The 13,438-nt window shown below is 62.8% G+C and carries 13 protein-coding genes; 3 read left to right on the top strand and 10 right to left on the bottom strand.

Annotated elements, in window-relative coordinates:
- The first annotated feature begins 137 nt into the window (after positions 1–137).
- A complete protein-coding gene (locus BMI01S_RS17270) occupies positions 138–728 on the top strand; it encodes a dimethylsulfonioproprionate lyase family protein (RefSeq protein WP_028231202.1) in 591 nt (196 codons plus the stop codon).
- 33 nt (positions 729–761) lie between these two features.
- Here BMI01S_RS17270 and BMI01S_RS17265 read toward each other — a convergent pair whose 3' ends face one another.
- The 7 genes from BMI01S_RS17265 to BMI01S_RS17235 all read right to left on the bottom strand — a co-directional run bounded on the left by BMI01S_RS17265 (position 762) and on the right by BMI01S_RS17235 (position 9,335).
- Positions 762–1,652: an SMP-30/gluconolactonase/LRE family protein gene (locus tag BMI01S_RS17265; RefSeq protein WP_028231201.1), complete on the bottom strand. Its 891-nt coding sequence runs from the start codon at positions 1,650–1,652 to the stop codon at positions 762–764.
- Positions 1,649–2,416 carry an SDR family NAD(P)-dependent oxidoreductase gene (locus tag BMI01S_RS17260; protein WP_028231200.1) on the bottom strand — a complete coding sequence of 256 codons (768 nt, stop codon included), beginning with the start codon at positions 2,414–2,416 and terminating at the stop codon, positions 1,649–1,651. Before BMI01S_RS17260 ends, BMI01S_RS17265 begins: the two co-directional genes overlap by 4 nt.
- Before the next feature lie 82 nt (positions 2,417–2,498).
- The gene (locus BMI01S_RS17255; RefSeq protein ID WP_028231199.1) at positions 2,499–4,907 is read right to left on the bottom strand and encodes a glycoside hydrolase family 3 N-terminal domain-containing protein; all 2,409 of its coding nucleotides are present in this window, start codon (positions 4,905–4,907) and stop codon (positions 2,499–2,501) included.
- A 109-nt stretch (positions 4,908–5,016) separates the two neighbouring features.
- Complete coding sequence (locus tag BMI01S_RS17250; RefSeq protein ID WP_028231198.1) at positions 5,017–6,147, bottom strand: ABC transporter ATP-binding protein; 1,131 nt, start codon at positions 6,145–6,147, stop codon at positions 5,017–5,019.
- Positions 6,148–6,227: 80 nt separating this feature from the next.
- Positions 6,228–7,058 (bottom strand): carbohydrate ABC transporter permease, encoded by an 831-nt coding sequence (locus tag BMI01S_RS17245; RefSeq protein ID WP_028212343.1) that lies wholly within the window; start codon positions 7,056–7,058, stop codon positions 6,228–6,230.
- Between the two features lie 3 nt (positions 7,059–7,061).
- The gene (locus tag BMI01S_RS17240; protein ID WP_028231197.1) at positions 7,062–7,979 is read right to left on the bottom strand and encodes a carbohydrate ABC transporter permease; all 918 of its coding nucleotides are present in this window, start codon (positions 7,977–7,979) and stop codon (positions 7,062–7,064) included.
- 60 nt (positions 7,980–8,039) lie between these two features.
- Positions 8,040–9,335, bottom strand: coding sequence for an extracellular solute-binding protein (locus BMI01S_RS17235; RefSeq protein ID WP_036045132.1), 1,296 nt, complete (start codon positions 9,333–9,335; stop codon positions 8,040–8,042).
- A 277-nt stretch (positions 9,336–9,612) separates the two neighbouring features.
- Here BMI01S_RS17235 and BMI01S_RS17230 point away from each other — a divergent pair, with 277 nt between their 5' ends.
- Positions 9,613–10,662: a LacI family DNA-binding transcriptional regulator gene (locus BMI01S_RS17230; RefSeq protein ID WP_028231195.1), complete on the top strand. Its 1,050-nt coding sequence runs from the start codon at positions 9,613–9,615 to the stop codon at positions 10,660–10,662.
- On the opposite strand, the gene BMI01S_RS17225 is transcribed toward BMI01S_RS17230, so the two are convergent.
- The gene (locus BMI01S_RS17225; RefSeq protein WP_028231194.1) at positions 10,641–11,030 is read right to left on the bottom strand and encodes a type II toxin-antitoxin system VapC family toxin; all 390 of its coding nucleotides are present in this window, start codon (positions 11,028–11,030) and stop codon (positions 10,641–10,643) included. The two genes, BMI01S_RS17230 and BMI01S_RS17225, sit on opposite strands and share 22 nt — an antisense overlap.
- The gene (locus BMI01S_RS17220) at positions 11,030–11,260 is read right to left on the bottom strand and encodes a type II toxin-antitoxin system Phd/YefM family antitoxin (protein WP_028212338.1); all 231 of its coding nucleotides are present in this window, start codon (positions 11,258–11,260) and stop codon (positions 11,030–11,032) included. The genes BMI01S_RS17225 and BMI01S_RS17220 overlap by 1 nt, the downstream gene beginning before the upstream one ends.
- Here BMI01S_RS17220 and BMI01S_RS41960 point away from each other — a divergent pair.
- On the top strand, positions 11,259–11,414 hold the full coding sequence (locus BMI01S_RS41960; protein ID WP_162175028.1) for a hypothetical protein: 156 nt from the start codon (positions 11,259–11,261) through the stop codon (positions 11,412–11,414). The genes BMI01S_RS17220 and BMI01S_RS41960 overlap by 2 nt on opposite strands.
- A gap of 822 nt (positions 11,415–12,236) precedes the next feature.
- Here BMI01S_RS41960 and BMI01S_RS17210 read toward each other — a convergent pair.
- Positions 12,237–13,367, bottom strand: a complete 1,131-nt coding sequence (locus BMI01S_RS17210; protein WP_028212336.1) for an ABC transporter ATP-binding protein — start codon at positions 13,365–13,367, stop codon at positions 12,237–12,239.
- Between the last annotated feature and the right edge of the window lie 71 nt (positions 13,368–13,438).

Below are 13,438 nucleotides of genomic sequence, written 5' to 3'. Positions count from 1 at the left end.
TGCCCCGTCCTGGTGCGCAACGCCTTGCGCGCCAGGACGGGGCATCAATTCGTTCAAGCCAGATGAACAACGACTGAGGCCGTCCCGGCCCTGCAGTCGCTCTGCTACAAATGCCACAACCGGGCTATGGAGCACCCATGTATCAGCGACACCAGAACCTCGAGCATTTCATCCGCGTCGCGCGAAATCTTTTTCGGGCGCGAGCGCTCCCCGATGCTGCCCGCCAGTTGGCCGTGGCGGTATTCGAACGTCTCGATCAGCCATCCGACGACGGAAAGCGAAACAACGAACGCTATCCGGCCTGTGACCTTCTCGATTCTGCTCTTGCCCCGCTTCTTGGGGACTCCTCCGGTCTCGGGGAGGCTGCTCGCACGATCAAGCTACTCGAACCTGCCATTGGATGGCAACGGCGAACGTCCGGAATGTACGGAAGCAAAGATTATGTCGAGAACCACGTGCATGGCATGATTTGCGGCCCCGGCGGGATGGAAAGCCGTTACGACGTCCAGCTCGGGTTTTCATTGCTCGCGCCGGCCACCCGGTACCCCGATCATCAGCACCCGCCGGAAGAGGCCTATGTACTTCTGAGCGCAGGGGAGTTTCGCCAACATGACGGGGACTGGTTCGATCCGGGCCTCGGCGGCGGGCTGCACAATCCCCGCAACGCCGTACATGCGATGCGGTCGGGAACGACCCCGCTTCTGGCGCTTTGGTGTCTGCTGATATAGCGCCGCCAGAGGCGCCGCCTACATCCAGGATGATTAGTCTTCACGCCGCGCGAATGCTGTGCATCGCGCCTGAACCTGCCCCGGTACCGGCGCGCGAAAGGAAAACAGACCGCCCGCTTGCGGCTGTTTCTCCCGCTCGGCGCGCGTAAGACCCTTCCACGCGGTGGAAACATAGACCGTCTGCAGATCGTCCCCGCCAAACGCAAGCTTCGTGATGTTCGCGCAAGGAAACGCAACCTGTTTGACAAGGTCTCCCGTGGGCGAGTAACGCTCGATCCTCCAGCCGCCAAACAACGCAACCCACACGTAACCATCGGCATCGACCGCCATCCCGTCCGGGTGGCCGTCGCCGGAAATTGCCGCGAAGACACGCTTGCGCGACAACGTACCGTCCTCTGCCACATCGAACGCGTACACGACGCGGCGCATCGTGTCGTTGTGATAGAGCGTGCCGCCGTCCGGACTCATGGCCGGTCCGTTGGTGATCACATAGCCGCTGTCCTGCGGGTTCGCCGTGCCGTCCTGGTCCACACGATAGAGCGTGCCGCTCGGCGCTTCTTCGGCGTCGTCCATCGAGCCAAACCACAGGCGGCCGCGCGCATCGACGAAACCGTCGTTGAGGCGGTTGCCGGGCAGATGCGACTCGATGTCCATCAGCTTGTCGAACTGCCCGCCCACGGCATCGAAACGATACAGCCCGTCAGGCAGGCCGCACACGAAAACCCGATCCCCGAGCGGCGCGATGAAGCCGGGCTGGTCGGGCGCATACCATGTCGTGCGCTGTCCAGTCGTGACCACGAGGCGATGAATCTGGCGGCCCTTGATATCGACGAAATAGACCGCGTTTTCCTCGGCCTGCCACAGCGGCCCTTCCGCGAGTTCCGCGCCGACCGGCCATACGCACACGGGTACACGCACGTTCATTCTCCGTACCATCCTGCATCGACGAAATAATCGCGACCGGAGCAGCGCGCGGCATCGTCGGACGCGAGAAACAGCGCCATGCGCGCGACGTGCTCCGGCTCGATGCGCAGTTGCAGGCATTGCCCCGCGACGACCTTCGCCTCGCTCTCGGCCGTTTGCCACAGGTTCATCTGCCGCGACGTCTTCACCGCGCCGGGGATGATGCAGTTCACGCGGATGCCGGCGCGGCCCAGATCGCGCGCAAGACCGCGCGTGAGCCCTTCGATGCCGGCCTTCGCAGTCAAATAGATCGGCAGGCTCGGCAACGCGACGTGCCAGGACACCGAGCCGAAGTTGAGGATCACGCCGCGTCCCGCTTCGCGCATGCCTTTCGCAGCGGCTTGCGCGCAGAAGAACTGGTGACGCAGGTTCACGGCGATGCGCTCGTCCCAGTAGCTCGCCGTCAGTTCGCCGATTTCGTGGCGGTCATCGTTGCCGGCGTTGTTCACGAGCACGTCGATTGGACCCACGGCATCGACGATCGACGTGAACGTGCCATCGATCGCCTCCACACTGCGCAGATCGCATCGCCGGAACTGAGGTGGATACTTCGCATTGCGAAGCGTTTCCTGAAGTGCGAGCGAATCCTGCTCGGCAACGTCGAGGAAGAACACGCGCGCGCCTTGTTGCGCAAATGCCTCGACGATCGCGGCGCCAATACCGCTGCCGCCACCGGTGATTACGACGGTTTTGTCCGCCAGGCTCGGATAGATTGCGTACGACATCACATATTCCAGTTATGACTTTTCAAAGCCCAAACAGGGCGGCGAGCCATGAAGGCACGCTGACCTGTTGCTTGTCCAGCACTTACGACACGACCTCGACGGCGCTCAGCATGCGCCAGTCGCGCGGCAACGTTCGCACGGCATCGCCCATCACCGTTACGGTGCCGTTGAGCGCGATGTCGCGGCTCGAACTGCCGACCATCAGATCGAAGTCGCCCGGCTCGACGATGCGCTCACCACGCCCGTCGGTGAAATTGAGCATGTCGACGGGCAGCTCCACGCGCACGCGCGCGCTCGCGCCAGCCGCGAGCGGTACGCGGGCGAACGCCTTCAGCTCACGCACGGGCCGGGCCGACGACGCGTGCCGGTCGCGCACATAGATCTGCACGACTTCCGTGCCCTCGCGCTCGCCCACGTTCTCGACGGTGAAGCTCAGTTCGACGGTGCCGTCTTCGATCGGGATCTCGCGCTGTGCAACCGCAAGCTCGCTGTAACGGAACTGCGTGTAGGCAAGACCGAAACCGAACGGGTAGCGCGAACCGAAGTGATAGGCAACCGGCGTGCCCGCACTCTTGAGGCGATGGTTGTACACGTACGGCACGGCCCCCGCGCTTTTCGGCACCGATAGCGGCAGCCGCCCGCTGAAATTAGCGCGACCGACAAGCAGGTCGGCCAGCGCCTCGGCACCGCGCTCGCCCGGTGCGAAGGCCATGACCTGTCCGGCGATGCGATCTTCGAGACCGCCGAGGTTGTACGGGCGGCCGCCCGTCATCACCACGACGGTTGGCGTGCCGCTCTCGACCACGGCGTTGAGCAACTGCAGCTGCACGCCAGGCAGCTCGAGGCTGTCCGTATCGGAACCTTCGCCTACCGTGCCGGACTGGAACAGTCCTGCGAGATCGCCCACGAATACCACTGCTACGCCTGCCTCGCGCGCCGCATCCACGGCAGCCGCAATTCCTTCGGTATCCTTGCTGATCAGCTCATCGCGGTTCGTGAAGGTGCTCAGGTCGAGCGAGACGTCGCCCGGGAAAACGGGCGCGCCTGCACGGCGCTCCTTGATGATGTCGCAGCCCTTCGCGTGAAGCACGCGCTCCTCGCCCAGCAGCGCGCGCAGCGCGCCCAACGGCGTGGCCATAGTGGCGACAGATTGCTCGCCCGAGTTGATGAGGTGCACCGGGAAGCTGTAGCCGGCGAGCAGCGCAAGCGGATCGTCGGCCGTGGGACCGATCACCGCGATTTTCTCCGCGCCGTTGGCCTTCAACGGCAGCACACCGCCTTCGTTGCGCAGCAAAACGGCCGATTGGAGCGCGACTTCATAGGCGGTGTCGCCCGCCGTTGCGCTCTTCACATCGACGCGTTCCGGGTCGACGTACGGGTTCTCGAACAGTCCCAGACGGAATTTCGTGCGCAGCACGCGCGAAACGGCGGTATCGATGGTCGCTTGAGTAATTTCACCGCGATCGAGTGCCTCTTTCAGATGGATCGCGCACTCGTGTCCGGGAAGCTCGACGTCGAGTCCGGAATTGAACGCGAGCGCCGCCGCCGAAGCGCTGTCGCGCGCCACCGCATGGTGGCTGTAGAGCAGGTCGACCGCGGCGTAGTCCGCCACGACGAGACCTTCAAAGCCCCACTTTTCCCGCAACGTGTCGTGCAGCAGCGTGCGATCGGCATGGCAGGGCACGCCGTCGATGTCGTGGTAGGCCGGCATGATCGAGCCCGCTTTCGCGAGCTTGACCGCCATTTCGAAGGGCAGCAGAAATACGTCGCTGAGTTCGCGCGGTCCCACATGCACGGGCGCATGATTGCGTGCGCCTTCGCTCGCCGAATGGCCCACGAAGTGCTTGAGCGTGGCAAGGATATCGCGCCGCTCGCCTTGCAGACCATTGACGTAGTGGCAAGCAAGCACGCCGACCAGATAGGGATCTTCGCCGAGCGTTTCCTCGGTGCGGCCCCAACGCGGATCGCGCGACACGTCGAGCACCGGAGCGAGCCCCTGGTGGCAACCGATGGAGCGCGCCTGCTCGCCGATGATCTGCCCCACTTCGCCCACGAGGCCGGGATTCCACGTCGCCGCGTAATTCAGCGGCGACGGGAACAGCGTGGCGTCCTTGATCATCAGGCCCACGAGGCATTCCTCGTGCGACATGACCGGAATACCCAGGCGCGTGTCCTCGACCATCTTGCGCTGCAGTTCGTTGAGCGCGCGCACGCCCTCTTTCGGTTCGACCGTATGGGTTCCGAGCGGACGCGTGATCTGTCCAAGACCGTGCTGCAGGATTTCGTCGACGGTCAGCTCGTCCGCACTGCTCGCAAAATCGATGCTGCGAGCCATGTGCTTGCCGTCGGCCGACAGTCTCAACCACGCGGCATGAAGCTGCGCTATTTTCTCGTCCAGCGTCATGCGTGCGAGCAGGTCGGCAACGCGCTGCCCGGTCGGCGCATCGGACCGGCGATAAAGCGGAACCTCAGTGGTGTGTTCAAGCGACATCGATTCACTCCCTGGAATTGCAGGAGACGGCATTGGTTGATCGCCGTCTATTTAGTAGTGCTTCTCGAACCAGGCGTTGCCTGGCCGCGCGGCGAAAGCCGCGCTGGACTTAAATGAGGCGGCGCAGCGCCATATCGTGGTCGTCGAAAACGTGGCACGCCTCGGGCGGCAGGGAAAGGTTGACGAGTTCGTCGTGTGTCAACGCACTGTCACCAGGCACTTTTGCGATCACTGTCGCCGCGCCCGCGCCCTTCTGCGTCGCATGGATATAGCTGTGCTCGCCCATGTGCTCGACGAGCTTCACGCGGCACGCCAGCGTCTGCTCGTTTCGTGCATCCACGGCCACGCGCAGATGCTCGGGACGCACACCGAGCGTCACCTTCATGCCGGCGCGCGCACGCGAGCCGTCCACGCGCGCACGCACGCGCTCGCCACTTGCCAGGTCGATGACCACGCCGCCGTCGTCGCCGCCCGTCACCGTGCCTGCGAAGAAGTTCATCTTCGGCGAGCCGATGAAGCCCGCGACGAACCGGCTCCTGGGATGGTGATACAGATCGAGCGGTGCCCCGACCTGGGCGATGCTGCCATGCTTCTCCATATGAGCGCCGGCCTGCAGGAGCACGATGCGGTCGGCCAGTGCCATCGCTTCGACCTGATCGTGCGTCACATACACGGCGCTCGCCTCGCTGAACTCGCGATGCAGACGCGCGATTTCGGTACGGGTCTGTACGCGCAGCGCGGCGTCGAGATTCGACAGCGGCTCGTCGAACAGGAAGACACCCGGCTCGCGCACGATCGCGCGCCCGATCGCGACGCGCTGGCGCTGGCCGCCGGAGAGCGCTGCGGGGCGGCGTTCAAGATAGATATCGAGTTGCAGGGCGGCAGCGGCGCTGCGCACCTTCTTGTCGATGACGGCCTTGTCGACTTTCGCCTGACGCAGACCGAACGCCATGTTCTCGTACACGCTCATATGCGGATAGAGCGCGTAGTTCTGGAACACCATCGCAACCTTGCGTTTCGCGGGTTCGACCTCGTTCATCCGTTCACCGTCGATGCGCAGCTCGCCGTCGGTGATCGATTCGAGACCGGCGATCATGCGCAGCAGCGTGGACTTGCCGCAGCCCGATGGCCCGAGGAACACGCAGAACTCGTTCTTGCCGACCTCGAGGTTGGCGTCGCGGATCACCGCGTTGCCACTCGCGTAGGCCTTCTGTACGTTATTGAGGGAGATGCTTGCCATATCGTTTTATGCAAAGTTCGGTGTGCTGGCCAATCGATGACACTTCGGCCCGCACGATTCGAGGCGGTGTGCGATGCGGATCAGCCCTTGAGGGAGCCGGCCATCATCCCCTTGATCACGCGCTCCTGACCGAACGCGTAGGCAACGATCAGCGGCAACGACGTGAGTACGAGAACGGACAGCATCGAGGGTATGTTCGACGCGTATTGCCCCATGAAATCCCAGATCGCGAGCGGCAGCGTGCGGTGCTCGGAGGTCGACGTGAGCATGTACGCAAAGATGAACTCGTTCCAGAGACCGATGCCGTTGAAGATCGCCACCGTGGCGAGCCCCGGTCCCGAAAGCGGGAAGAAGATCCGCCAGAAAATGCGGAACGGGCTGCAGCCGTCGAGTTGCGCGGCTTCTTCCAGCTCGCGCGGAATCTGGCGCATGAACTCGGTCAGGATGAAGATCGACACCGGCAGGCTGAGCGCCACATAAGGTCCGAGCAGCGCGAACGGCGTGTCGTAAAGACCGAGGTTGCGCGTGAGCAGGTAAATCGGCACGAGGGTCGCATGCAGCGGCACGATCATGCCGGCAATCACGAGGCCGAAGAGCGTCTTGTTCAGCGTGAAGCGCATGCGCGCAAACACATAAGCCGCCATCGCGCTGATGATGACGATGAGCGCCACCGACACGCCCACCGTGAACACGCTGTTACGGAAATACGTGAAAAACGGCCCTTGCAGCACCGCCGCGTAATTGCCCCAATAGAGATGGCTCGGCGGGGCCCACACGGACGACGCGAAGGTCTCTTCCTGGCTCTTGAAGCTCGATACGACCATGAAGATGAACGGGACCGTCGTGACAGCCAGCCAGATCAGTGCCAGGAGCGGAATGCCCACGCGCGGGAAGCGGAATTTCTTGTTCATGGTTCAGACCTCGGTTGCATAACGACGGGTGAAATACATCGACACCGCCGCGACCGTGATGACGATCAGGAACATCGCCGAGCCGATGGTGCTGCCGTAGCCGAGCTGGAACGAACTGAACACCGTGCGATACATGTAGGTGGCCATCACCTCGGACGAACCCTCGGGGCCGCCTCCGGTCATGACGAAGACGAGATCGAAGTAACGCAGCGAACCGAGCACGGAAAGGATCACCGCGGTGCGCACCGTGCCTTGCAGATGCGGCAGCTTGATGCGCCAGAAAATGGTCCACTCCGAAGCGCCGTCGAGCAGCGCCGCCTCGTTGACTTCGGCCGGCATCGACGAGAGCCCCGCGAGGAACAGGATCATGTAGAAAGGCGCATTCTGCCAGATGATCACGGCAATGGTCGCACCCAGCGAAAAATGCGGGTCGCCCAGCCAGTCCTTCGCGATGCCATCGAGCCCGAATGCCTGCAGCGCGACGTTGAGCGGACCGAAATTGGGATCGTAGATTTGCTTGAACAGTACGCCGATGGCCACGCTCGACATGAGCAGCGGCAGGAAATAAAGCACCTTGAGCACGCGCGATCCACGGCCGGCCTTTTCGAGCAGCACGGCGAGCGCGAGCGCGACAGGAAGCTGGATGACGATCGAGGCGACGGCAAGAATCACGTTGTTCTTGAGCGATTGCCAGAACACCGTGTCGTGGGCGAGCCGCGCCCAGTTCGCGAGCCCGGTATAGCGCGCGGTGTTGCCGAGGCCATTCCAGTCGAGCAGCGACAGCCGCAGGCTGGAGACGAGCGGATAGAGCAGAAATATGGCCAGCAGCAGCAGCGCAGGCGCAAGGAACACGACCGTCACGAGCGTTTGCGATGAAAGCTTCAGCCGGCGTTCGGGTGTAGCGGAAAGTGCGATATTCACGAGCTTTTATGCCGGGCGGCACCTCGCGGCGCCGCCCTGACATTTCCTTAGGACTGGAGATTAACCGCCCTTCTTCGAAGCGGCTTCCATTTGCTGCGCGGCGGCTTCGGGCGTCAGCGACAGACCGAACAGCGCCTGCGTCGTGTCCTTGTGCAGTTCGCCGAGCGCCGGCGGCAGCGCCTGGTCGTACCAGAGCTGCACGCTCGGAGCGGCGGCGAGCATTTGCTGCAGACGCTGCGTGAACGGATCGGCGATCTTGACGTTGTTGACCGGCGGAAGCTTATGGTCATCCGAAGCGCGTGCCTGCATGGCCTGGTCGTCGGTGAGTGCCTGGATCAGTTTGAACGCGGCGTCCGGCGTCTTGCACTCGGCCGAGATGCTCAGGAAGCCATCGCCCACCGTGCCGATCAGGTCGCGCGGGTCGCCCTTGCCACCCGGCACGCTCGGGAACGGGAAGAAGTCGAGATCCTTCGAGAAGCCCGGATTTTCGTTGGCGATCGTCGAAGCCTCCCAGGCGCCCATCAGCTCCATTGCAGCCTTGCCCGAGTACAGCAGACGGCGCGACGCGCCCGAGTCGTAATCGAGACCGTTGATGCCCGGCGCGAACGCGCCAGCCTTCACGAGTTCCTGAATGCGCTTGCCGGCTTCGATGAACGCCGGATCTTCGAAGCCCTTGCCCTTGCCTGCGATCGCGTCGCTCACGACCTGCGGACCGCCGATACGGTCGACGAGGTACATGTAGTACATCGAACCGGTCCATTTGTTCTTGTTCGCAAGCGAGAACGCTGCCACGTTGTGCTGCTTGAGCACGTCGACGACGTGCATCAGTTCATCCCACGTCTTCGGCGGCGTGATGCCGTACTTTTTGAAAACTTCCTTGTTGTAGAAGATCACCGCGGCCGCTGCGTTTTCGGCAGCCACACCGTAGGTCTTGCCGTCGAACGTCGTGACATTCCACGACGACTGCATGAAGCGGTTGCGATACGCCGGATCCTTGCTGAGGTACGGCGTGAGATCGACGATCTGGCCTGATTTCACGTATTCGTGCAGGCCGCCGCCGCCCCAGTTCTCGAACACGCACGGCGGCTGGTTGGCACCGAATGCAACCTTCAGCTTCGTCTTGTAGGCCTCGTTCAGGACGTGCGAATTCTCGACCTTGTAACCCGGCACCGATTTTTCGAACCGGTCCGAAGCGTCGCGAATGATCTTGCTCGACGACGCATTGGTCTGCTGATCCCAGACCGTGATCGTCCTGGCCTCCGCCGCTACGGCGTTCGAAACGACCACAGAAACCGAAAACAACAGTGCCGCGGCGCCGGCAATCGCACGCGCCTTGGAGAAACCTGGGTACGCCATGTTTGTGTCCCCTCTTCTGAATATTTGAGAGCTACCTGAACTATCCGACGGTTTAACGTTAGCCTTAACGTTAAGTGATGTTAATCCCGCATCTGAACTCCGGCTATGCGGGATTTTCCTGGTGCGCACCGCGCCGGAGCTTGCGTCACGCGCAAAGTCGGCTCGCTCTCAGGCGGTCGAACGAACGCGCTTCTGATAGAATAGCCGGCATGTAAACGGTATCGCTAACGTCATTCGAGCCCTCGCAGACATGACTTCTCGTAAGCCCACACCACGCATGGCAAGGCAAACTCCCACGCTTGAGCACGTCGCCAAGCTTGCGGGGGTATCGCAGATGACCGCGTCGCGCGCGCTCAACGGACGCCCGGGCGTATCCCGCGAGACGCGCGACGAGGTGCTGCGAATCGCTTCGGACATCGGTTACGTCGTCAACCGCACCGCGCAAAAACTTTCCGGCGGACGCAACGGCATCATCGGCATCATCACGCCCACGCTCGACACGCAGTTCTCGAGTGAGCTGGTGCTCGGCGCGGGCCGTGCGGCGCGCGGCGCGGGCATGGAAATGCTGGTGTACACCGTGTTCGACGAAGACCGCCATACGCATCACGACCTGCTCGGCTTGATCCAGCAATTCTCGGACGGCATTCTCGCCATCCTGCCGCGCGAATCGCTCTGCCTCGAAGCGCTCGCCACGGCCAAGGTCCCGGTGGTGGTAGTCGATCAACGCGGCACGCTCACGGGCTTTCCGTCGGTGTCGGTCGACAATTACGGCGGCGCCTGTCTCGCGGTCGAGCATCTCGCGGAACTCGGCCACAAACGCATCGCGTTTCTCGCGGGCGACGAAACGATCGAAGGCGTGCGCGACCGTCAACGCGGCTATCGCGACACGCTGGCCCGGCTCGGCCTCCCCCGCGAAGACGCGCTGGTGGCCGCGGGCGATCTTTCGCAAATGATGGCGTTCGACGTCACGTTCGACCTGCTCAATCTCGCCGACCCGCCCACCGCAATATTCACGGCCAACGACCAAAGCGCATTCGGCGTGATCGCCGCAATCAGGGAAGCGGGCCTGCGCGTGCCCGACGACATTTCCGTGATCGGTTTCGACGACATTCCCATGTCCGAGCAGTTTCATCCTGCACTCACTACCATTCGTCAGCCGTTCCAGCAAATGGCGCGCTCCGCGGTCAATACGCTGCTCGCGCAAATCGCCGGCATCGACGCCGCCTCGCAGCGCATCACACTGCCGGCGGAGCTGGTGGTGCGCGACTCGACCGGGCCGGTCAAGACGCGTCACCGCCGCTCACGTCACCAGATCGTTTCGACGTAAGTCGAAGCGCGCACCTTCGCGTCGGAGGTCACGAGCGCGCCGCCATGCGTGCGGGCCGTCGCGACGATCAGCCTTTGATGCGACGTGAGCACCGGCGGCAACGTTGCCGCTCTGAACGCAATTTCCAGATCGACTGGAATCAGGCGCACACCGTCCAGTTTCAAAAAGGTGGAGAGCCAGCTTCGCGCGTCCATTGAGAGCCCGAGGCTGCCGGCCTTCACGAACTCCGCGATTTCGAGCGCGCTGATCGCCGAGATGAGAATCTCGCCGCCGTCCAGCTCCCGGTCGATCGCATCGTGTGCAGCCTGACTCAGCGCTTTTTGCCTGCCGAGCCAGCACACCAGTGCAAGCGTGTCCAGCGTGATCATTACTCTTCCTGCTCAGCCGCTACCCGTGCAAGCGCATGCTTGAAATTGAAATGCGTGATCGACGCACGCAGCAATTCGAGCGGATTCTCGTCCTTGCTACGGTAGGGTCGGATCTCAATGGTGGGTTGCCCCCGGTCCGTCACGATGACCGTTTCGCCCAGTGTTTCGACCTGGCGGAACAGCTCGCACGCCCGGGACTTGAAAATGGCCTTCGATACTCGCTTTTCCATGACGCTCTCCACCCATCAAAAATCAAACGGAATCTTATTGCATCTGGTCGTTGCGTGCACAACCAATTTTTCGCTTCGCGGCCAGATGGTTCTTTGGCTTACCTTGTCCAACGGTTTGCTGCCTGAAACGCGCCCGGAACGCCAGCGCCGCTGAATCACTCAAGTGGCGTATGCATTCAGCAGTACGGGTTTTTACCGGTAACATCTTTCGTCCGAAGATACCCCGGCGGTCCATGCGCTTTCATATAATTGCTACATTTTGTGAGGCCCGTGTGCGGTCCGGCTGATCGTCGGCCGGTTCGCGGGGCATGACAACCGGGTCTGTTGAGTGCCGGCGGAGTGCCTACATGGCGGTGTTCGGCCCGCGCGGCGCTCCGGTCGCTGCCGCAAGGAGGGTTGCTTTCGCTGCGCGCCGCCGATTAAGCACTAACACAATAACGTTACCCTTAACGTTATTTGATGTTAAATGCAGCCTGCCGGTGCCGCCATGCGGGGTTTACCCAGGCTCGACGAATTGCCGGGCACCCGGTCGAATCCCGCCCCGCAGCCCGTCCCGCAAGGCACGAGAATGGGGCGAACTGCTCGAAGGGTAGCGCCGTTGCGCCTAACGTTAGACGGACGGTAACAAAATTCATAAGCCCCGTTCGCGACGAACATAATTTCCTGCCGTACCCCATTTGCGTTAGTCAGGCGTGCGGCTCCGGGTAATCCAGAACAGGTGGCTCCGACGTAGGCTCGGCGTCGAAATGCACGATGCACGCGTGCAGTGGCACGCGCAGTTTTTGCCGTACTTCTCCATCGCCCCTGCCATCCGCTTGCCGCGCGGGCCCAGCAGCGCAACGCTCCCAGTCCGCTGCGGCAATCGCGCCGTCCGGCGCCGGGCCGTTCGCGGACCCTGCCTTCCCAGCGGATCCGCAATCGTCCTTCGTCCACCCCTTGTTCGCCATCGCACGCTCCCCCTTCGCGATCGGGCCCATCAAACGACGGCTCGAACGTTCTCCCCGACTGCGCGGTGCTCGAACACCACCGCTTCGCCCTTCGCGTCGAACAGCGTGACCGACGACGACGGCACCTTGATGCCAATACGTTCGCCGGGCTCGTACTGCGCGTCCTTCTTGTCGAGCTTGAGCGCAATGGCGTGCGCCATGCCATCGAGCCGCGCGTGCAGGATGGAGACATCGCCCAGATGCTCGACCAGTTCCACGCGAGCGGCGATGCCTTCGTCCACGGGCCCGACGCTCAGATGTTCGGCGCGCACGCCTAGCGTCAGTTCGCCGTTGAGCGCGCGATCCGGACGGCCCGTCAGCGCGATGCGGTGGCTCACGCCCGCGAGCGCCAGCACCGTCTGCACACCGTTGTGCGCCACGACTGTTGCGGCGAGCATGTTCATCTGCGGGGAGCCGATAAAGCCGCCTACGAAGCGGTTCGCAGGCCGGTCATACAAGTCGAGCGGCGCGCCCGTCTGCTCGATCTTGCCCTTGTTGAACACGACGATCTGCTCGCCCAGCGTCATCGCCTCGACCTGATCGTGCGTGACGTAAATCATCGTCGTACCCAGTTCGCGGTGCAGTTTCGCGAGTTCGATGCGCATCTGCACGCGCAACGCCGCATCGAGATTCGAGAGCGGTTCGTCGAACAGGAACACGCGTGGCTTGCGCACGATCGCACGGCCGATCGCCACGCGTTGCCGCTGACCGCCGGAAAGCGCCTTGGGCTTGCGATCGAGCAGGTGCGTGATTTGCAGGATCTCGGCGGCACGCCCCACCACCTCGCTCACTTCGCGCTTCGACTTGCCCGAGAGCTTCAGCGAAAAGCCCATGTTTTGCGCAACCGTCATATGCGGATACAGCGCATAGCTCTGGAACACCATCGACACGCCGCGATCCACAGGCTGCAGATCGTTGACGCGGATGCCGTCGATCAGGATGTCACCGCCGCTCACCTCCTCGAGCCCGGCGATCATGCGTAGCATGGTCGACTTCCCGCAACCGGAAGGTCCAACGAAAACCGTGAACTGACCGTCCGGAATGTGCAGGTCGATGCCCTGAATGATCTGCGGACCTTCGCCGTACGTCTTGACGACGTTACGCAATACGAGTTCGCCCATTGATACGTCCTCCTTAGTGCTATTGCTTGCAGTCCCGCGCGAGGTTGCCGTGCGGTCGCCCTGCTGCGGCG

This window comes from Paraburkholderia mimosarum LMG 23256 = NBRC 106338, from assembly GCF_000739815.1.
GTDB classification, from domain to species: Bacteria; Pseudomonadota; Gammaproteobacteria; order Burkholderiales; family Burkholderiaceae; genus Paraburkholderia; species Paraburkholderia mimosarum.
The sequence above is the reverse complement of the archived record's forward strand: the minus strand, read 5'-3'. Positions and strand labels throughout refer to the sequence as shown.